Source organism: Stenotrophomonas maltophilia, from assembly GCF_004920835.1.
Lineage (GTDB): Bacteria > Pseudomonadota > Gammaproteobacteria > Xanthomonadales > Xanthomonadaceae > Stenotrophomonas > Stenotrophomonas maltophilia_AQ.
Genome location: NZ_QFHO01000002.1, coordinates 270,043 through 289,463 on the forward strand (window position 1 = coordinate 270,043; position 19,421 = coordinate 289,463).

General features: G+C 67.2%; 20 protein-coding genes. 9 read left to right on the top strand and 11 right to left on the bottom strand.

Going from position 1 to position 19,421, the window contains the following annotated elements; all coding sequences use genetic code 11:
• Positions 1-10 precede the first annotated feature (10 nt).
• The 6 genes from DI041_RS02690 to DI041_RS02715 all read right to left on the bottom strand — a co-directional run bounded on the left by DI041_RS02690 (position 11) and on the right by DI041_RS02715 (position 4,145).
• Positions 11-583 carry a hypothetical protein gene (locus tag DI041_RS02690; RefSeq protein WP_136639667.1) on the bottom strand — a complete coding sequence of 191 codons (573 nt, stop codon included), beginning with the start codon at positions 581-583 and terminating at the stop codon, positions 11-13.
• Positions 573-1,139 (bottom strand): elongation factor P-like protein YeiP, encoded by a 567-nt coding sequence (yeiP, locus tag DI041_RS02695; RefSeq protein WP_005409468.1) that lies wholly within the window; start codon positions 1,137-1,139, stop codon positions 573-575. The genes DI041_RS02690 and yeiP overlap by 11 nt, the downstream gene beginning before the upstream one ends.
• 49 nt (positions 1,140-1,188) lie before the next feature.
• Positions 1,189-1,959: an SDR family oxidoreductase gene (locus tag DI041_RS02700; protein ID WP_136639666.1), complete on the bottom strand. Its 771-nt coding sequence runs from the start codon at positions 1,957-1,959 to the stop codon at positions 1,189-1,191.
• 100 nt (positions 1,960-2,059) lie between these two features.
• A complete protein-coding gene (locus tag DI041_RS02705) occupies positions 2,060-2,956 on the bottom strand; it encodes a hydroxymethylglutaryl-CoA lyase (RefSeq protein ID WP_136639665.1) in 897 nt (298 codons plus the stop codon).
• Positions 2,953-3,354: a VOC family protein gene (locus DI041_RS02710; protein ID WP_046985651.1), complete on the bottom strand. Its 402-nt coding sequence runs from the start codon at positions 3,352-3,354 to the stop codon at positions 2,953-2,955. Before DI041_RS02710 ends, DI041_RS02705 begins: the two co-directional genes overlap by 4 nt.
• Positions 3,355-3,356: 2 nt before the next feature.
• Positions 3,357-4,145 (bottom strand): enoyl-CoA hydratase/isomerase family protein, encoded by a 789-nt coding sequence (locus DI041_RS02715; protein ID WP_046985652.1) that lies wholly within the window; start codon positions 4,143-4,145, stop codon positions 3,357-3,359.
• Between the two features lie 119 nt (positions 4,146-4,264).
• On the opposite strand from DI041_RS02715, the gene DI041_RS02720 reads away from it, so the two are divergent.
• From DI041_RS02720 to DI041_RS02730, 3 genes are read left to right on the top strand one after another with little or no spacing between them, the layout of a single operon-like run.
• Positions 4,265-4,519 carry a FeoA family protein gene (locus DI041_RS02720; RefSeq protein WP_046985653.1) on the top strand — a complete coding sequence of 85 codons (255 nt, stop codon included), beginning with the start codon at positions 4,265-4,267 and terminating at the stop codon, positions 4,517-4,519.
• Positions 4,516-6,381, top strand: coding sequence for a ferrous iron transporter B (gene feoB / locus DI041_RS02725; protein ID WP_136639664.1), 1,866 nt, complete (start codon positions 4,516-4,518; stop codon positions 6,379-6,381). The genes DI041_RS02720 and feoB overlap by 4 nt, the downstream gene beginning before the upstream one ends.
• Positions 6,381-6,635: a DUF6587 family protein gene (locus DI041_RS02730; protein ID WP_136639663.1), complete on the top strand. Its 255-nt coding sequence runs from the start codon at positions 6,381-6,383 to the stop codon at positions 6,633-6,635. Before feoB ends, DI041_RS02730 begins: the two co-directional genes overlap by 1 nt.
• Positions 6,636-6,763: 128 nt before the next feature.
• Here the strand turns inward: DI041_RS02730 and DI041_RS02735 are convergent, their stop codons facing one another.
• The 4 genes from DI041_RS02735 to DI041_RS02750 all read right to left on the bottom strand — a co-directional run bounded on the left by DI041_RS02735 (position 6,764) and on the right by DI041_RS02750 (position 9,205).
• Positions 6,764-7,225: a DUF4304 domain-containing protein gene (locus tag DI041_RS02735; RefSeq protein WP_046985656.1), complete on the bottom strand. Its 462-nt coding sequence runs from the start codon at positions 7,223-7,225 to the stop codon at positions 6,764-6,766.
• 181 nt (positions 7,226-7,406) lie between these two features.
• Positions 7,407-7,988, bottom strand: a complete 582-nt coding sequence (locus DI041_RS02740; protein ID WP_136639662.1) for an NAD(P)H-dependent oxidoreductase — start codon at positions 7,986-7,988, stop codon at positions 7,407-7,409.
• A gap of 55 nt (positions 7,989-8,043) precedes the next feature.
• Positions 8,044-8,439 (bottom strand): MerR family transcriptional regulator, encoded by a 396-nt coding sequence (locus DI041_RS02745; RefSeq protein WP_046985657.1) that lies wholly within the window; start codon positions 8,437-8,439, stop codon positions 8,044-8,046.
• 4 nt (positions 8,440-8,443) lie between these two features.
• The gene (locus DI041_RS02750; protein ID WP_429000995.1) at positions 8,444-9,205 is read right to left on the bottom strand and encodes a 3-oxoacyl-ACP reductase; all 762 of its coding nucleotides are present in this window, start codon (positions 9,203-9,205) and stop codon (positions 8,444-8,446) included.
• 90 nt (positions 9,206-9,295) lie between these two features.
• On the opposite strand from DI041_RS02750, the gene dapB reads away from it, so the two are divergent.
• From dapB to DI041_RS02775, 5 genes are all read left to right on the top strand, one after another.
• Positions 9,296-10,015, top strand: coding sequence for a 4-hydroxy-tetrahydrodipicolinate reductase (gene dapB, locus DI041_RS02755; RefSeq protein WP_136639661.1), 720 nt, complete (start codon positions 9,296-9,298; stop codon positions 10,013-10,015).
• Between the two features lie 335 nt (positions 10,016-10,350).
• Positions 10,351-11,478 carry a glutamine-hydrolyzing carbamoyl-phosphate synthase small subunit gene (gene carA / locus DI041_RS02760; RefSeq protein WP_046985659.1) on the top strand — a complete coding sequence of 376 codons (1,128 nt, stop codon included), beginning with the start codon at positions 10,351-10,353 and terminating at the stop codon, positions 11,476-11,478.
• 149 nt (positions 11,479-11,627) lie between these two features.
• Positions 11,628-14,870 carry a carbamoyl-phosphate synthase large subunit gene (carB, locus tag DI041_RS02765; RefSeq protein ID WP_046985660.1) on the top strand — a complete coding sequence of 1,081 codons (3,243 nt, stop codon included), beginning with the start codon at positions 11,628-11,630 and terminating at the stop codon, positions 14,868-14,870.
• Positions 14,871-14,878: 8 nt separating this feature from the next.
• Complete coding sequence (greA, locus tag DI041_RS02770) at positions 14,879-15,343, top strand: transcription elongation factor GreA (protein ID WP_174238326.1); 465 nt, start codon at positions 14,879-14,881, stop codon at positions 15,341-15,343.
• A 4-nt stretch (positions 15,344-15,347) separates the two neighbouring features.
• Positions 15,348-16,268, top strand: coding sequence for a phosphoglycerate mutase (locus tag DI041_RS02775; RefSeq protein WP_136639660.1), 921 nt, complete (start codon positions 15,348-15,350; stop codon positions 16,266-16,268).
• Between the two features lie 228 nt (positions 16,269-16,496).
• Here DI041_RS02775 and DI041_RS02785 read toward each other — a convergent pair whose 3' ends face one another.
• Positions 16,497-17,540, bottom strand: coding sequence for a DUF1176 domain-containing protein (locus tag DI041_RS02785; RefSeq protein ID WP_136639658.1), 1,044 nt, complete (start codon positions 17,538-17,540; stop codon positions 16,497-16,499).
• A gap of 122 nt (positions 17,541-17,662) precedes the next feature.
• Here DI041_RS02785 and recJ point away from each other — a divergent pair, with 122 nt between their 5' ends.
• Positions 17,663-19,420 (top strand): single-stranded-DNA-specific exonuclease RecJ, encoded by a 1,758-nt coding sequence (recJ, locus tag DI041_RS02790; protein ID WP_136639657.1) that lies wholly within the window; start codon positions 17,663-17,665, stop codon positions 19,418-19,420.
• Position 19,421 lies beyond the last annotated feature (1 nt).

Consider the following 19,421-nt stretch of genomic DNA (forward strand, 5'->3'; position numbering starts at 1 on the left):
CGGCTCTACATCACGAGGGGTCAGCCCCGCAGGGCTTCAGGTCGAGATCGAAGTCCAGGTCATAGCGGCTGTTGATCCCGATCAGCGCTTTGCGGATCGCACAGTCACCGCGATGACGCGCGACCAGGCCGGTGAAGATCTTCTCGCGGCCCTCGCAGTACTTGGCGCTGGCCTCTTCCAGTTCGCGGCGGCGCTCGTCGTCGTAGGGTTCCTCACCCGCAAAGTGCTGGCAGGTGTTTTCGCGCGCGAGGAAGGCCTGCACGTCGGTCGGCATCGCGCAGTAGATGCGCACGTCGTCGACGTCATACACATCCTCCGGAACCGGGCAGCCAGCGGCTGCGCGTGCCTTGTCCAGTTCCTCATCGCCCGAGGTCAGGTCGGTAGAGGGCTCCGCTTCGGCGGTGGCCTCCGCTTCGGCGGTGGCCTCCACGGCGGCCGGTGCCTCCACCGCCGGTGCTGCCGTCACGGCCGGTTCGACAGGCGCTGCGTTCGGCGCAGCATCGGCCGTGCTGTCCGTTGCCTGCGGCGAACACGCCGCAAGCAGGGACAGGCAACCGATCAGCGCAAGGCGCTTAGTCGGCACGGCCAGCGAATTCGCCGGTGGCGGTGTTCACCAGCACGCGCTCGCCGTTGACGATGTACTCCGGCACCATGATTTCGATGCCGGTGTTGAGCTTGGCCGGCTTCGGGCGCTTGGTGGCGGTGCCACCCTTCAGTTCCGGCGGCGTCTCGATCACTTCCAGCACCACCGAGGCCGGCAGCTGGATCGCCACCGGCTGCTCGTCGATCACCTGCACGTAGATGCCGGTCAGGCCGTCGGTGATGTAGCCGGCGTCGTCGCCGATCACGTCCGCGTCCAGGGTGTAGGGGGTGTAGTCCTCGTCATCGAGGAACACGAACGCATCGCCGTCCTTGTACGAATAGGTGGACTGGCGGCGCAGCAGTTCGACCTCGACCAGGTTGTCGTCGGCATCGAAGCTGGCGTCGAGCTTGTTGCCGCCCGGCACGCTGTACATGATGAAGCGGAAGCGGACGTTGCCGCCGCGACCCTGCGGCGAGCTGCGCTCGATGTCGCGGATCTGGTACACGCCGTTGTTGTACTCGACGACGTTGCCCTTCTTGATGTCGTTGGCTTTCATGATGATGTTGGTCGTTGGGGGAGGGCGCCGTCCCGGCGCCCGGGGGGAATCACTTCGGAGCGAGGCGGGTAGCGCCGTCCAGGCGGATGGTCTCGCCGTTGAGGTAGGTGTTGCCGAGGATGAAGCCGACCAGGCCGGCGAAGTCTTCCGGCTTGCCCAGGCGCGACGGGAACGGGATCGAGGCGGCCAGCGATTGCTGCACGGCTTCGGGCATGCCGTCGACCATCGGTGTCCAGAACACGCCCGGGGCGATAGTATTGACGCGGATGCCGAAGCGCGACAGTTCGCGCGCCATCGGCAGCGTCATCGACACCACGCCGCCCTTGCTGGCGGCATACGCGGCCTGGCCGATCTGGCCTTCGTAGGCAGCGATGCTGGCGGTGTTGATGATCACGCCGCGCTCGCCGTCCACGCCGGCTTCGTTGTGCTGCATGCGGTTGGCCGCAGCCTTGGCGATGTTGAAGCTGCCGACCAGGTTCACCATCACTGTGCCCTGGAAGCCGGCAAGCGGCATCGGGCCCTCCTTGCCGAGTACGCGGCCGGCACCGAGGATGCCGGCGCAGTTCATCGCGACGTTCAGGCCACCCAGGAAGTCGTGGGCCTGGTCGATGGCCGCAGCCACGGCTGCCTCATCGCTGACGTTGACGTTGAAATAGCGGGCCTTGTCGGCACCCAGCCCGGCAACGGCGGCAGCACCCTTGTCGTCGTTGAGGTCGAACAGGGCCACCTTGCCGCCCTGGGCGACGAGGTGCTGGGCCACGGCCAGGCCGAGGCCGGAGACGCCGCCAGTGATCACGGCACGTACGGAAGACAGCTGCATTGAACGGTCCTGCAGGTTCGAGAACCGCCGATTCTAACGGAAGCCGCGACCGCCGCTGTTGTGCACTGCGCCGCCTTTGCGGGGCGGCGCAGTGCGGTGGTCAACCGGCCGTTGCCAGCGCCTGCCCGGTGCGGCTGGCAGTGGCGCGGCCGAGCAGGCCGGCCAGCCAGCGGCCGGTCTCGGCCAGTGCCGGCAGGTCCACGCCGCTGTCCAGGCCCAGGCCCTGCAGCAGGTAGACCACGTCTTCGCTGGCGACATTGCCGCTGGCGCCCTTCGCATACGGGCAGCCACCGGCGCCGGACACGGCGCTGTCGACCACGCGCACGCCTTCTTCCAGGCAGGTGGCGATGTTGGCGATGGCCTGGCCGTAGGTGTCGTGGAAATGCACGGCCAGCGCCTCCATCGGGATCTCGGCAGCGACCGCCTGCAGCATCGCCCGTGCCTTGCGCGGGGTGCCGACGCCGATGGTGTCGCCCAGCGAGATTTCGTAACAGCCCATCTGGTGCAGGGCGCGTGCCACGCGCACCACGTCGGCCAGCGGTACCTCGCCCTGATAAGGGCAGCCGAGCACGGTGGAGACGTAGCCACGTACGCGCACGCCATCGGCGGCGGCGCGGCGCAGGATCGGCTCGAAGCGGGCCAGCGACTCGTCGATGCCGGCATTGGTGTTGGTGCGGTTGAAGGCTTCGGACGCGGCGGTGAACACCGCCACTTCCTCCACGCCCACCGCGCGGGCGCGGTCGTAACCCTGTTCGTTCGGGACCAGCACCGGGTAGTGGATGCCCGGCCGGCGCTGGATGCCGGCATAGACCTCGGCGGCGTCGGCCAGCTGCGGGACCCACTTTGGGCTGACGAAGCTGGTCGCCTCGATGCTGCGCAGGCCAGTGGCCGACAGGCGGTTGATCAGTTCGATCTTGTCGGCGGTGGAGACCGACTGCTTTTCGTTCTGCAGGCCGTCACGCGGGCCGACCTCGACGATGCGGACGTAGTCGCTCATGCGGCCACCTCGCTGACGGGGCGATGGCAGACCGCTTCGATGTTGTTGCCATCAGGGTCGAGCACGAAGGCGCCGTAGTAATCCGGGTGGTACCACGGGCGCAGGCCCGGGGCACCGTTATCGCGGCCACCGGCGGCGAGCGCGGCGGCATGGAAGGCGTCCACCTGCGCGCGGCTGGCGCAGGCGAAGGCCACGTGCACGCCGTGGCTGGCGGTGCCGCCATTGCCAAGCCAGAAGAACGGCTTGCCGTCGCTGCCGAAGCCGATGTGGTCGTGGGCGCCGGTCTGTTCGGCGGTGACTTCCATCACCACGCCGATCTGCAGCGGTGCCAGTGCCTGCAGGAAGAAGGTCTTGCTGCGCGCCAGGTCGGCGCTGGTCAAACCAAGATGATCGAGCATGTTCAGGCTTCCGTGACCCAATGGGGGGCGCGCTTGTCGAGGAAGGCGCCCAGGCCCTCCTGGCCCTCGGCGGACACCCGCAGGCGCGCGATCAGGGCGGCATTATCGCGATCCAGGGCATCGCGGTCATGGCTGTCGCGGACCTGCCGCACCAGCTGTTTCGCTGACGACGAGGCGATCGGGCCGGCCTTGTCGAGCAGGGCCAGCTGGCGCTGCACAGCCTCGTCCAGGCGTTCCGGCTCGACCAGCTGGTGGACCAGGCCGATGCGCAGCGCGGTCTCGGCGTCGAAATGCTCGCCGGTGGCGAACCAGCGACGGGCCTGGCGCGGGCCGATGGCCTCGATCACATAGGGCGAGATCACCGCCGGCAGCAGGCCGAGACGGCTTTCAGTCAGGCCGAAGCGGGCCGAGCTGCTGGCGATGGCGATGTCGCAGCAGGCGACCAGGCCGACGCCACCGCCAAAGGCCGCGCCGTGGACCCGGGCCAGGGTCGGCTTGGGCAGTTCGTCCAGGGTACGCATCAGCCGTGCCAGCGCCAGCGAGTCCTCGCGGTTGTCGGCCTCGCTGGCGGCAGCCATACCGCGCATCCACTGCATGTCGGCACCGGCCGAGAATGAAGCACCGTGCCCGGCCACCACCACCGCGCGTACCGTGCTGTCGCGTCCGGCGGCTTCGAGTGCGGCGGTCAGCCGCGCTATCAGGCCGGCGTCAAAGGCGTTGTGCAGCTCCGGCCGGTTCAGCCAGAGGGTGAGGACGGCGCCACTGCGCTCGATCTGCAAAGCATCGTTCATGGGATTCCAGGGTCACTCCATACCTGTATGGATCATAGCGGGCCATTGGTCATGGGCCATGACGCGACGCGGGAATGTTAGAATCGAGAACCATTTACATCCAGCAGAGAATACGCTAGATGACGCTGTCCGAACTGCCGCTGCACACCTCGGCCGTGGTCGAGTCCGTGCAGGACCTCCATGCCAACGATGCCATCGCCCGTCGCCTGCGCGAGCTGGGTTTCGTGAAGGGCGAGGAAGTGCGCCTGGTGGCCAAGGGCCCGGTCGGTGGCGAGCCGCTGCTGGTGCAGGTCGGGTTCACTCGCTTCGCGCTGCGGATCAGTGAAGCCAAGCGCGTCGTGGTCGACGCCAACCGCCAGGAGCGTCGCGCATGACCGCTGCAGCCTCTACCGCACCGCTGCGCATTGCGCTGGTCGGTAACCCCAACAGCGGCAAGACCGCGCTGTTCAACCAGCTGACCGGCAGCCGCCAGAAGGTCGCCAACTACACCGGTGTCACCGTCGAGCGCAAGGAAGGCCGCCTGCGCGCGCCGTCTGGCCGTGAATTCGCAGTACTTGATCTGCCGGGCGCCTACAGCCTGCATCCGGCCAGCCTGGACGAGGCGATCACCCGTGATCTGTGCCGGGGCTTCTACCCGGGCGAAGCCGCACCGGACGTGCTGCTGTGCGTGATCGATGCCACCAACCTTCGCCTGCACCTGCGTTTCGCGCTGGAACTGCGCGAGCTGGGCAAGCCGATGGTGGTGGCGCTGAACATGGTCGATGCGGCCCAGCGCCGCGGCATCCAGGTGGATGTGGCCGCGCTGGAGCGCGAGTTGGGCGTGCCGGTGGTGGAGACCGTGGCGGTACGCAGGCAGGGTGCCAAGGCCCTGGTCGAGCGCCTCGACGCGATGGTGCCGCACCTGGACGCACCGGTGCCCGGCCCGGAGGGCGGCATCGACTACCACGCCAAGGTGCGCGAGATCCTGTCGGTGGCCGTGCGCATGCCGGCGCGCACTGCGAAGATCGACGACGCGCTGGACCGCTGGCTGCTGCACCCGGTGTTCGGCCTGATCAGCCTGGCGGTGGTGATGTTCCTGATCTTCCAGGCGGTGTACGCCTGGGCAACACCGTTGATGGACGGTATCGAGGCCGGTTTCGCCTGGCTTGGTGCCTTTGTCGGCAGCGTGCTGCCCGAAGGTCCGCTGGCCAGCCTGCTGACCGATGGCATCATCGCCGGCGTCGGTGGCGTGGTGGTGTTCCTTCCGCAGATCCTGATCCTGTTCTTCTTCATCCTGGTGCTGGAGGAATCCGGCTACCTGCCGCGTGCGGCGTTCCTGCTCGACCGCATGATGGCGGCCGCAGGCCTGTCCGGTCGCTCGTTCATCCCGCTGCTGTCCAGTTTCGCCTGCGCGGTGCCGGGCATCATGTCCACGCGCAGCATCCAGGACCCGCGTGACCGCCTGGCCACGATCCTGGTCGCGCCGCTGATGACCTGCTCGGCGCGCCTGCCGGTGTATGCGCTGCTGATTGGCGCGTTCATTCCGCAGAAGACGGTGTGGGGCGTGTTCAACCAGCAGGGCCTGGTGCTGTTCGGCCTGTATGCGGCCGGCATCCTCAGTGCGCTGGCGATGTCGTGGATCATGAAGAAGTGGCGCCGCGACAAGAGCGAGCACCCGCTGATGCTGGAGCTGCCGTCGTACCGCCTGCCGCATGTGCGCGATCTGGCGGTGGGCCTGTACGAGCGCGGCATGATCTTCCTCAAGCGCGTCGGCGGCATCATCCTGGCGCTGACCATCCTGCTGTGGGTGCTGCTGTCGTTCCCGGCGGCCCCGGTCGGCGCCACCATGCCGGCCATCGATTACAGCTACGCCGGCCAGATAGGCCATGCGATGGCGGTGTTCTTTGCGCCGCTGGGCTTCAACTGGCAGATCTGCATCGCGCTGATTCCGGGCCTGGCCGCGCGCGAAGTGGCGGTGTCCTCGCTGGCCACCGTGTACGCGCTGTCGGCGGCCGATGACGATGCCGCCAGCCAGGCACTGACCCCGCTGATCAGCGACGGCTGGTCGCTGGCCACCGCGCTGTCGCTGCTGGTCTGGTACATCTACGCCCCGATGTGCATCTCGACGCTGGCCACCATCAAGCGCGAGACCAATTCGTGGAAGACGATGGCCTTCTCGGCGTTCTACCTGTTTGCTGCGGCCTACGTGGCGGCGCTGATCACCTACCAGGTGACCAAGGCGCTGGGGGGCGGCTGATGGACGGCGGACTGCTGCTGCAGTACCTGATCATTGCGGTGGCCGTGCTGGTCAGTGGCTGGGTGGTGTTGAAGAAGCAGTTCCCCGGCACCGTGCGCAAGCTGCGTGGTGCGCTGGCGCTGGCCCTGCTGAAGCCGGGCCGCGCCGCCTGGATGCAGGCGCTGGGACGGAGAATCGCGCCGCCGGCCACCGGCGGCGGTGGTGCCTGTGGCGGTTGCGACAGCTGCGGACCGCCGCCGCCCAAACAGCACTGACTCTGCCTTGGTAGGTGCGAGCCTTCGGCCGGTAGGTGCGGGCCTTCGCCCTGTGGGTGCTGACTTCGCCCGGTGGGTGCGGACTTCGCCCGGTGGGTGCGAACCTTGGTTCGCACGCTTTCCGGGGTTCAGACCTCCCTGCGGATGATTGCCCGGAAGCTTCCATCCTGATTCAATCGCCGCACCGACTCCCGGTCTCCATGGGTTGTCGCGAAGCTCGCCACGTCGGCAAGGGCGCCGAGCAGCAGGCCTTTCATCGCATCGCGATTGCCGGCCTCCAGCAGATCATCAAGATCCTGCTGGATGAAGGCCCGGCGCAGGCCTGGCGTCGCTTCGATCCGCCAGTCGACATGGGGCGTAGGAATGCTGGAGCGGTACCTGAAAGCCGTTTCAAGATCGTCAGGCGCGAGGGGATACGCGAGCAGCTCTGGAAAGTAGAGCCCGGCATTCACATAGAAGCCCCGGCTTTCACTGGCGCGTTGGTGATTCACGACAAGCAGGGCGTCATCCAGCAAGCGGTAGCGGGTCGTCGACGTGCCGGCAAAGCCGGTCTTCCTGGCGCACTTGCTGAAGACAGTCGAGGATTTCATGGGCTTTGCCTGGGCCGGAAGAGGGGCTCTCAGCCTTTAGGTGCAGCGCCTTGGGGTCAATTGGCAAACGCGACACGCGCAACGAGCGCCGCAGGTAGGTGCAAACCTTCCAGGTGGGTGCAAATCCTCGCCCCAGGTGGGTGCGAACCTTGGTTCGCACGCTTTACCCATGGCTGCGGATCTACCCGGCCCGCGCTCCCAGCTCCGCTGCCAGTGCCAGCCATTTGTTGCGTTGCGCCGGGCTGCTGCTGCGCACCGCCCCCAGCCGGCTGGCCCGCACCGGGCGGATGCCGCAGAACTCCAGGATGGTGGCGCGGATCTGGGTGATGCCCGGGTCGCGGTAGATCCAGCGGTAGTACCAGGGCGGCGTGTCCAGCGTGGTGATCACGCGCGCGCTGCGCCCGGCCAGCAATCGGTCCCACCACACCGAATCGCGCCGGTAGCGGAAGGCGTACCCCGGCAACAGCACACGATCGAAAAAGCCCTTCAGCAGCGCCGGCATCGCACCCCACCAGGTGGGATAGACCAGCACCAGGTGATCGCAGGCCTCGATCGCATCGGCGGCGTCCTGCAGATCGGCTTCCAGTGGCTGGATCTGGCGATAGCCATGGCGCAGCACGGGATCGAACTCAAGGTCACCCAGTGCGATCAGTCGCACCCGATGGCCGGCGTTCTCGGCGGCGGTGGCGTAGCGCTGGGCGAGGGCGCCGCACAGGCTGTCGCGGTCGGGATGGCCCAGCAGGATCAGGATGGAGCGGGACACGGCAACCTCGGGCAATGGAAAGTGCGCGAGGGTGCGGTCTGCCCCAGGGGCAGAGTCAAACGCCGGTGGGGCAGCCGCTGGGTTGCAGGACGCAATCAGTGCCGCCGGAGTGCAGCCATCGCTGCAGTTCATCGCGGACCTGCCGCAGGGCAAGGTCGACCTGTTCCAGCCGCGCCCGCTCACTGGCAATGCGGGTGCGCTGCTGTTCCAGCAAGGCCAGTACCGCAGGCCAGTCGAGCCGTCCATCGCGACCCTGCAGGCCGGATATCGCGGCCAGGGTGATGCCCAGCCCCAACGCCTGGCGGATCAGTTGCACCCAGGCCACGTCCTGTTCGCTGTAGTCGCGATAGCGGTTCAGTCGTGGCACCGGCGGCAGCAGTCCGCGTGCCTCGTACAGGCGGATGGCCTTGGCGCTGGCCCCGGTCAGGCGGCTTACCTCGGAGATGCGCATCGGCTCAGTCCCGCACCAGCCCGCCGTCCACCACCAGGTTCTGGCCGGTCACCGCGCGCGACCAGGGGCTGGCGAAGAACAGCGCCGCATCGGCGAACTCGGCCGGGGTCGTGACGCTGCGCAGTGGTGTATTGGCGGCGATGTAGTCGAATACCGCTTCGGGCGTGGCGGCGCTGGCATCGGTGGTGCGCAGCAGGCCGCCGGACATCATGTTGACGGTGATGCCGTGCGGGCCCAGGTCGCCTGCCAGGGTGCGGGTCAGCGACAGCAGCGCGGCTTTGGCGGCAGTGTAGTCGTGATAGGGCACCACCGGATTCTGGAACAGGTTGGTGCCGATGTTGATGACGCGACCGAAACGGCGCGCCTGCATCCCGGGCAGGGCGGCCTGCACGGTGTTCAGCGCACCGCGCACACTGCCTTCGAACTGTGCCTGGAAGGCCGGCCAGCCGATGTCGGCAGCGCTGTCGCGGGCGTCGCCATTGAACGAGAAGGCGGCCAGCGCGTTGTTGACCACGGTGGTGACGCCCTGGCCGAAATGTGCCAGCGCGTGCTGCAGCATTGCATCGACCTGGGTGCGGTCGGTGACATCGGCCGGCAGCGCGATCGCCTGGCCACCCAGCTCGCTGGCCAGCGCACGTGCGACGGCCTCGCTGCGGTGATAGTTGATGATGACGCGGGCGCCCTGTGCGGCGAAGGCGCGGGCGATGTGCTGGCCAAGGCCGCGGCCGGCGCCGGTGACCAGCACCAGCTGTTCGCTGATCTGCATGGTGGAACTGCCATCCATTGCATGAAAGGGCATGCAGCGTAGCAGCGATGGCGCTTGCCGGAGCAGGCGTGCTGCCGCTAGCCTGCAGGCATGAACCAGACTCCCCTGCGATTGCTCATTCACGGCGCCTCCGGGCGCATGGGCCAGGCCCTGCTGCGACTGGCCGCCGAACATCCCGAAACCCTGCAGATCGTGGCCGCGGTGACCGGCCGTGCACCGGCCCAGCGCGTGGTCGACGGCGTCCCGTTCTTTGCTGCCAGCGAGCTGCCCGGTGCGCCGGCGTTCGACGTAGCGATCGACTTCAGCCTGCCGGAGGGCTTCGACCAGCTGCTGGCGCTGTGCGTGGAGCGGGGTGCGGGCCTGGTTTCAGGCACCACCGGCATCTCCAGCAGCCAGCGCCAGGCGCTGGAAGCCGCGGCAACGACCATCCCGCTGGTCTGGGCCTCCAACTTCAGCCTGGGCGTGGCGGTGCTGGACGAGCTGGTCGAGCGCGCCGCGCAGGCGCTGGCTGGCTGGGACTGCGATGTGGTCGAATCGCACCACACCCAGAAGAAGGACGCGCCGTCGGGCACCGCGCTGACCCTGGGGGCGGCCGCGCAGCGGGGTGGGGCGGAGCCGCATTACGCCAGCCTGCGTGCCGGCGACATCGTGGGCGAGCATCTGGTGCAGTTCACCGGGCTGGGCGAGCGCATCGAGCTGGTGCACCGGGCCACCAACCGCGACATCTTTGCCCGCGGCGCGCTGTTCGCCGCCCGCCAGCTGCAGGGACGGGCCCCGGGCAGCTATCGGGTGCGGGACCTGCTGCAGTAAGGCGGGCTGATTCCGGGGGTCGGATCCCTTTCCAGTGGAAAGGGCTCTGCCCCCACCCGAGGGCGCCTGGGGTCAGAGCCTTTCCCATCCGGGAAAGGATCCGACCCCGCCTCCGGCCCGCATACGCCGCCGGATTGAAATGAATACGCAATCGCCTGTTCATGAAGCGCGATAACCGCTGGCGCGCGGGCCCCGGCACCGCTACAATTCGCACTCGCCGAATCACGAAAGCCGGACCGGTCCCAGACCGTACGTCCGCGCTTTTTTGCAACCGGATTTCCGTGAAGCGCAGGCGTGACTTCGGCAGCCCCCTCGGTAGCCAAAGTGAGATTCCCGTGACCCAAGCCGCAATCCTCGTCCTCGAAGACGGCACCGTATTCGAGGGCGAATCCGTAGGCGCGCCCGGCCTGTCCGTCGGTGAGGTGGTGTTCAACACCGCCATGACCGGCTACCAGGAAGTGTTGACCGACCCGTCCTACGCCCGGCAGATGGTCACGCTGACCTATCCGCACATCGGTAACACCGGCATGACCGACCAGGACGATGAAGCGTCCAAGGTGTGGTCGGCCGGCCTGATCGTGCGCGATGTACCGCGCCGCCCCAGCAACTGGCGCAGCCAGGTGTCGCTGCAGGACTGGCTGATCCAGCGTGGCGTGGTCGCCATCGCCGGCATCGACACCCGCAAGCTGACCCGCATCCTGCGCGAGAAGGGCGCGCAGAACGGTGCGCTGATGGCCGGTGACATCGACGTGGAAAAGGCACTGGAAGCCGCCCGCAAGTTCCCGGGGCTGAAGGGTATGGATCTGGCCAAGGTCGTCACTACCGAGAAGACCTACGTCTGGACCGAGGGCCAGCTGGACCTGGATGCCAACGCCTTTGTCAGCGTGCCGGCCAAGCACAAGGTGGTGGCCTACGACTTCGGCGTGAAGACCAATATCCTGCGCATGCTGGCCGAGCGCGGCTGCGAGGTCACCGTGGTGCCGGCGCAGACCCCGGCCGCCGAAGTGCTGGCGCTGAAGCCGGACGGCGTGTTCCTGTCCAACGGCCCGGGTGACCCGGAACCGTGCGACTACGCCATCGAAGCGATCAAGACCTTCATCGAGCAGAAGATCCCGACCTTCGGCATCTGCCTGGGCCATCAGCTGCTGGGCCTGGCCTCGGGCGCGAAGACCATCAAGATGGGCCACGGCCACCATGGCGCCAACCACCCGGTGCAGGACCTGGACAGCGGCCGCGTGATGATCACCTCGCAGAACCACGGCTTTGCGGTCGACGAAGCGACCCTGCCGGCGACCCTGCGCGTGACCCACCGTTCGCTGTTCGATGGCACCAACCAGGGCATCGCCCGCACCGACGTGCCGGCGTTCTCGTTCCAGGGCCACCCGGAAGCGTCGCCGGGCCCGCACGATGTCGGCCCGTTGTTCGACCGTTTCGTGGTGCTGATGGAGCAGGCCAAGGCGTGATCAGTACGCCGCCGGCCCCCCGGTGGCGTCGCGATGGACCGTAAGCCCCCGCATCGCTGCTGCCCCTGGCGCGGCGCTGCGGATCAAGATTCCTGATCGACAGCGTGCGATCACCCCCCTTGTCACGCTGTACTGACTTAGAGAAGAAAATGCCCAAGCGCACTGACCTCAAGACCATCCTCATCATCGGTGCTGGCCCGATCGTCATCGGCCAGGCCTGCGAGTTCGACTACTCCGGCGCGCAGGCCTGCAAGGCCCTGCGTGACGAGGGTTACCGCGTGGTGCTGGTCAACAGCAACCCGGCCACGATCATGACCGACCCGGAGATGGCCGACGCCGTCTACATCGAGCCGATCAACTGGCAGACGGTCGAGAAGATCATCGCCAAGGAAAAGCCCGATGCGCTGCTGCCGACCATGGGTGGGCAGACCGCGCTGAACTGCGCGCTGGACCTGGCCGACAACGGCGTACTGGAGAAGTACAACGTTGAACTGATCGGCGCCAAGCGCGAAGCGATCCGCATGGCCGAAGACCGCGAGCTGTTCCGCGTGGCCATGGGTGAGATCGGCCTGGAATGCCCGACCGCCGCTGTCGCCCACACCCTGGACGAAGCGCTGGAGATCCAGACCCGCGTCGGCTACCCGACCATCATCCGCCCCAGCTTCACCCTGGGCGGCAGCGGTGGCGGCATCGCCTACAACCGCGAAGAACTGGTCGACATCGTCAGCCGTGGCCTGGAGCTGTCGCCGACCACCGAAGTGCTGGTGGAAGAGTCGGTGCTGGGCTGGAAGGAATTCGAGATGGAAGTGGTCCGCGATACGGCGGACAACTGCATCATCGTCTGCTCGATCGAGAACCTGGACCCGATGGGCGTGCACACCGGTGACTCGATCACCGTGGCCCCGGCGCAGACCTTGACCGACAAGGAATACCAGCGCCTGCGCGATGCCTCCATTGCCGTGCTGCGCAAGATCGGCGTGGATACCGGTGGCTCGAACGTGCAGTTCGGCATCAACCCGGACACCGGCCGCGTCGTGGTGATCGAGATGAACCCGCGCGTGTCGCGTTCCTCGGCGCTGGCTTCGAAGGCCACCGGCTTCCCGATTGCCAAGGTCGCCGCCAAGCTGGCCGTCGGCTACACCCTGGACGAACTGAAGAACGAGATCACCGGCGGCCTGACCCCGGCCTCCTTCGAACCGTCCATCGACTACGTCGTCACCAAGATCCCGCGCTTCGCCTTCGAGAAGTTCCCCGCCGCCGATGCGCGCCTGACCACCCAGATGAAGTCGGTGGGTGAGGTGATGGCGATGGGCCGCACCTTCCAGGAATCGATGCAGAAGGCACTGCGCGGCCTGGAAACCGGCAAGGTCGGCTTCGACCCGACCGGCCTGGACCTGACCAATGAGGACGATCTGCAGACCCTGCGCCGCGAGCTGAAGGCACCGGGCCCGGAGCGCCTGTTCTTCGTCGCCGACGCATTCCGTGCCGGCATGAGCGTGGAGGACATCTTCAAGCTGTCCTACATCGATCCGTGGTTCCTGGACCAGATCGAAGAAATCATCGCCGCCGAGACCCAGGTCGCAGCCGATGGCATCGACGCACTGGATGCGGCGCGCCTGCGCAAGCTCAAGCGCGCCGGCTTCTCCGATGCGCGCCTGGCCCAGCTGACCGGCACCAACGAAGCGGCCATCCGCGCGCTGCGCCGTGCGCACAAGGTGCGCCCGGTCTACAAGCGCGTTGACTCCTGCGCCGGTGAGTTCTCCACCGGTACCGCCTACCTGTACTCGACCTACGAGGACGAGTGCGAGGCTGCGCCGAGCAACCGCGACAAGATCATGATCCTGGGCGGTGGCCCGAACCGCATCGGCCAGGGCATCGAGTTCGACTACTGCTGCGTGCACGCGGCACTGGCGCTGCGCGAGGATGGTTATGAAACCATCATGGTCAACTGCAACCCGGAAACCGTGTCGACCGACTACGACACCTCCGACCGCCTGTACTTCGAACCGCTGACCCTGGAAGACGTGCTGGAAATCGTCGAACTGGAACAGCCCAAGGGCGTGATCGTGCAGTACGGCGGCCAGACCCCGCTGAAGCTGGCGCGCGCGCTGGAAGCCAATGGCGTGCCAGTGATCGGCACCAGCCCGGACTCCATCGACCTGGCCGAAGACCGCGAGCGCTTCCAGCAGCTGGTCGACACCCTGGGCCTGAAGCAGCCGCCGAACCGCATCGCACGCAACGACCAGGAAGCCCTGCTGCTGGCCCGCGAGATCGGCTACCCGCTGGTGGTGCGTCCGAGCTACGTGCTGGGCGGCCGCGCCATGGAAATCGTCTACGGCGAATCCGACCTGGCCCGCTACGTGCGCGACGCGGTGAAGGTGTCCAACGATTCGCCGGTGCTGCTGGACCGCTTCCTCGACAACGCCGTCGAGTGCGACGTGGACATCATTGCTGACAAGGATGGCAACGTCCTGATCGGTGGCGTGATGGAGCACATCGAAGAGGCTGGCGTGCATTCGGGCGATTCCTCGTGCTCGCTGCCGCCGTACTCGCTGTCGGCTGGTACCCAGGCTGAACTGCGCCGCCAGGTGGTGGAGCTGGCCAAGGCCCTGAACGTGGTCGGCCTGATGAACACCCAGTTTGCGATCCAGACCAGCGATGAGGGTGATGACACCATCTACCTGCTGGAAGTGAATCCGCGTGCCTCGCGCACCGTGCCGTTCGTGTCCAAGGCCACCGGCATGCCGCTGGCCAAGATCGCCGCCCGCTGCATGGCCGGCAAGACCCTGGAAGAGCAGGGCGCAACCAAGGAAATCGTGCCGGACTACTACTCGGTGAAGGAAGCGATCTTCCCGTTCGCCAAGTTCCAGGGCGTCGACCCGATCCTCGGGCCGGAGATGCGTTCCACCGGTGAGGTGATGGGCGTGGGCCGCACCTTCAACGCCGCCTTCGCGCGTGCCCAGGAGGCGGGCGGCATCAAGGCCCCGCCGATCGGCAAGGCCTTCGTTTCGGTTCGCGACCCGGACAAGAAGCGCGTGCTGCCGGTGGCCAAGGCACTGCTGGCGCGTGGCTACAGCCTGGTCGCTACCCGTGGCACCGCCGCGTGGCTGCAGCAGCATGGCATGGACTGCGAGATCATCAACAAGGTGGTCGAAGGCCGTCCGCACATCGTCGACTCGATCAAGAACGGCGAGATCGTCTACATCGTCAACACGACCGAAGGTCGCTCGGCGATCAACGATTCGTTCTCGATCCGTCGCGAGGCGCTGCAGCATCGCGTCACCTACTCGACCACCATTGCCGGCGCCAAGGCGCTGGTGGATTCACTGGAATTCCGCGGCACCGGCCCTGTCTGGTCGCTGCAGGAGCTGCACAAGGAGTTGAATGCATGAGAGCCCCCATCACCATGAAGGGCGCGCAGAAGCTGCGCGACGAACTGGATCACCTGAAGTCGGTCAAGCGCCCGAAGGTGATCGCCGCGATCGCCGAAGCCCGTGAGCATGGCGACCTGAAGGAGAACGCCGAGTACCACGCCGCGCGCGAGGAACAGGGCTTCATCGAAGGCCGCATCAAGCAGCTGGAAGGCGAGCTGTCGCATGCCGAGATCATCGACGTGAGCAAGCTCAATGCCGGCTCCAAGGTGGTGTTCGGCGCCAGCGTGACGCTGGCTGACGTGGAAACCGACGAAGAACGGAAGTACCAGATCGTTGGCGACCTCGAGGCGGACATCAAGCAGGGCCTGATCGCGATTTCCTCGCCGGTGGCGCGCGCGATGATCGGCAAGCTGGAAGGCGATTCGATCGTGATCGACGCCCCGGCAGGCCAGCGCGAGTACGAGATCGTCAGCGTCAGCTACCTGGACTGACCAGGTGGCGACGGCGACCCTGCTGTTGCCCGCGCGCAGCCGCTTTGCGGCGGCTGCGCTGCCCGATGACGTGGCCCGTGCCCTGGGTCGCGCCAACGCCTCGCAGCATGAGGCGGGCGAGCGCGCGCAGCTGACGCGCCATTTCATGGTCGCCGCGTCGCATTGGCCGGTGGCCGCATTGACCCGCCAGCGTGACGTCGGTGATGCCGCTGGCGCCAGCTGGCTGCGTGCCGATCCGGCCTGCATGGTGCCGGACATGCACGGTGCGCGGATGATGGCATATGGCGAAACGCTGCGGCCGACGCTGGCAGACTGCCTGGCACTGCTGCCGGTACTGCAGCCGTTGTTCGCCGACGCCGGGTTCGCGCTGGATGCACCGGACCCTTCGCGCTGGTACCTGCGGCTTCCGATCGACAGCGAGCTGCCGGACTTCGACAGTCCGGACGAGGTGCTCGGCGATGACCTGTTCGCGCACCTGCCCGAAGGCGAGGTCGGCCGCCGCTGGCGTGCATTGATGACCGAGGCGCAGGTGCTGCTGCACAACCATTCCTGGAACCAGCAACGTGCGGCCCAGGGGCAACAGCCGATCAATTCACTGTGGTTCTGGGGCGGCGGCGTGATGCCGGTGTCGGTCAACACACCGCACGCGCAGGTGCGCAGCCGCGATGCATTGCTGCAGGGTCTTGCGCTGGCAGCGGGTGTGGCGGTGGATGGCGATCAGTCCGTGGATGCGCTGGTCGATCTGCGCCAGCTGCGATCACTGCAGCAACTGGGCAACGACGCGATCCGGCCACTGCTGGCCGCGTTGAAGCGCGGCGAGCTGCAGCGGCTGGTACTGGATTTCGAGGATGGCATGCAGTTCCAGCTGGACCGCGGGCAACGCTGGCAGTTCTGGAAGAAGCCGCGCCAGCTTCACGACGCCTGAGGCAATCTGCGCACGCAGGCCATGCCTGGCGGAATCCGGTGATTGTGGTAGCGCCGGGCCATAGCCGGGGTGAGCTTTGCATGCTCCGTGGCTGACTCAAGTGCCCCGATGCTGCCCACGCGTTTTCCGTCCAGATGCGCCAACCGGAACCGTGGCCCAGGCAGGCGAAGACATCGCCAGCAATCCCAGCAGGAACATCGGCAATTGCGGCAGAGCTGGGCAGCGCATTCAACGAACCTCGCTGACCAGGGTCGGCAGCATCCAGTGTCCGCCCGGCATGCCACGGCACAGCCCGGTGCTGAAAGCACTGCTTGGCTGGAATCGGCGGCCATCCCATGTCCAGTCCGAGCCGGAGACGCAGTCGCCGATGCCTCTGCCTTTGGAGCGTGCGTACAGCGTGCGCTCGAAGTGCGAAAAGCCCTCCGCTTCGAGCGTGACCGTCTGCGGGGCGAACGGAGGGCGATCACGCGCGATCCAGAAACCATTGCTGTAGTTGTATGCACCCATCTGGCACAGCGCCTGCACCAGTACATGGCTGTCGTCCAGCCGCTCGATCACCATTTCCGGGGTGCCCTTGTACTCGATCAGACGCGGACAGTCGTCACCGTCGTCGAGCGTGGCAATCAGCGCGTCGCGCAGCGCTTCGCTGCTACCCAGTTTGCTGTCTCCGGGGCGAGTGGCCACCAGCGTGGCGCGCATGATCACGGGCCTGGTCTGCGCAGCCGGCACACTCGCTTCAGCACGCGTGCCACGCCGTATCAGGGCGCCGGGCGTACCAAGGCGCCCTTGTACTTCGTCCATCTTCAACAGCACGGCGGCGGCACCACGATCGGAAATCGGCCAGCGCGTGGCCCTGCTGTCGATCACCTCGATGCGCGCCTTGCCGGGCAGAGCGGCGAGCAGCGCATCAACCTGCGCCGGCCGCAGCGTCACGGATTCGTCGGCACCGGTGTCCTGCACGGACCCCAGATCACGGCCGTTCACCTGCAGGCGCATCACGCCTTCGGGCATGGCACTTTCGCCATCCTCGCCCACGCGCAGCCGCGCCTTCACGGTTGTGCCGGGGCCGCCGGCTCGTTCCAGCATCAGGCCCAGCGAGCTGTCTGCGCTCTCCGGGCCATAACCGGCGGCGCGGCAGGTGCCGGTGTTGTCGCAGGCCAGGAACCAGTCGTGATGCACGAACTCGATGCCGGGTTCCAGTGGCGTATTTCCGGCATGGCCGGCGAGCGGAAGCAACAGGCCGACAATCAGTGCGGACAGCAGGCGGTACATGGCGAATTCCATTTCAGAAGCGGACAAGCATGGGTGATCACCGCGCCTGCGCCAAGCCCGGGAAGAGCCTGGCAAGCCGGGCGGGGTATCATGCGCGGGTCTTCCGTAACCCGGCGATGCCGATGTCCCTTGCCGCCGATGCCGTGCAGCCCTCCTCTGATACGCCGACGATCCGCCGCCGCGATGCGGTCGCGCCCGCCAACTGGCCGGAGGGCACGCTGCCACTGCTGGCGCGGCTCTACGCCAGTCGCGGTGCCGGTACCCCGGAGCTGGCGCTGCCGAAGCTGGGCAGCCTGCATGCGCCCGAGCTGCTGACCGGCATCGAGGCTGCGGTGGGCCTGCTGGTCGAGGCCATCGCCAACGACAAGCGCATCCTGGTGGTCGGCGATTTCGACTGCGATGGCGCCACCGCCTGTGCGGTCGGCGTGCGTGGCCTGCGCATGCTCGGCGCACAGCACGTCTTGCACGCGGTGCCGAACCGCATGGTGCACGGCTACGGCCTGTCGCCGTCGCTGGTGGAGGAGCTGGCCGAGCTGCAACCGGACCTGCTGGTCACGGTTGACCATGGCATTGCCTGCCACGCGGGTGTGACTGCAGCCAAGGCGCGTGGTTGGCAGGTGCTGGTCACCGACCACCATCTGCCCGGCCCGCAGCTGCCACCGGCCGACGTGATCGTTGATCCGAATCTGGATGGCGATGCGTTCCCCAGCAAATCGCTGGCCGGCGTCGGGGTAATTTTCTACGTGCTGATGGCGCTGCGCCGGCAGATGCGCGAGGCCGGGGTCTTCGCCGATGGCAAGGGCCCGGACCTGACCACACTGCTGGACCTGGTGGCAGTCGGTACCGTCGCCGACCTGGTTGCGCTGGATTCGAACAACCGTGCGCTGGTCAGCGCGGGCCTGCGCCGCCTGCGCGCAGGGCAGGGCTGTGTCGGTCTGCGTGCGCTGATCGAAGCCAGCGGCCGTGACGCCGCGCGACTGACCGCCACCGATATCGGCTTCGCGCTCGGCCCGCGCCTGAACGCCGCGGGCCGGCTGGAAGACATGGCGCTGGGCATCGCGCTGCTGCTGACCGAAGACCCGCGCCAGGCGCGCGAGATCGCGCAGACGCTGGAGCAGATCAATTCGGAACGGCGCGCCGTGCAGCAGTCGATGACTGACGACGCCGAGCAGGCGTTGACCCGCGTGGTGCTGGACATGGCCGGCCAGCGTCCGGTGGCCGCCTGCCTGTTCGATGCCGATTGGCATCCGGGCGTGGTCGGCCTGGTCGCGTCGAAGATGAAGGATCGCCTGCATCGCCCGGTGATCGCCTTCGCGCCTGCAGAACCCGGCGCCGACACCCTGCGTGGCTCCGCCCGCTCAATTCCCGGCCTGCACATCCGTGACGCACTGGCATTGGTCGATGCGCGGCATCCGGGCCTGATCGAACGCTTCGGTGGGCATGCCATGGCGGCTGGCCTGAGCATGCGGCTGGATCACGTCGATGAATTCAAGACCGCCTTTGTTTCGGTGGTGCTGGAAATGCTCGACCCGGCGGCACTGCAGCAGCAGGTCCTCAGCGACGGCGAACTGGCCGCGGACGAGCTGGACCATCGCCACGCCGATGCGTTGCGCCTTGCCGGACCGTGGGGCCAGGGTTTCCCCGAGCCGCTGTTCGACGGCCACTTCGAAGTGGCCAACTGGCGCGTACTGAAGGAGCGCCACCTCAAGCTGGAACTCCGCCTGCCGGGCGTACCCGGCACGATCAACGCGATCCACTTCGGTGGCTGGCACGGCAATGCACCCGGCCGTCATGTGCATCTGGCCTATCGACTGGCCTGCGATGACTATCGTGGCGGCAGCGCCATCCAGCTGATCGTGGAGCACTGCCTCCCTGCATGAA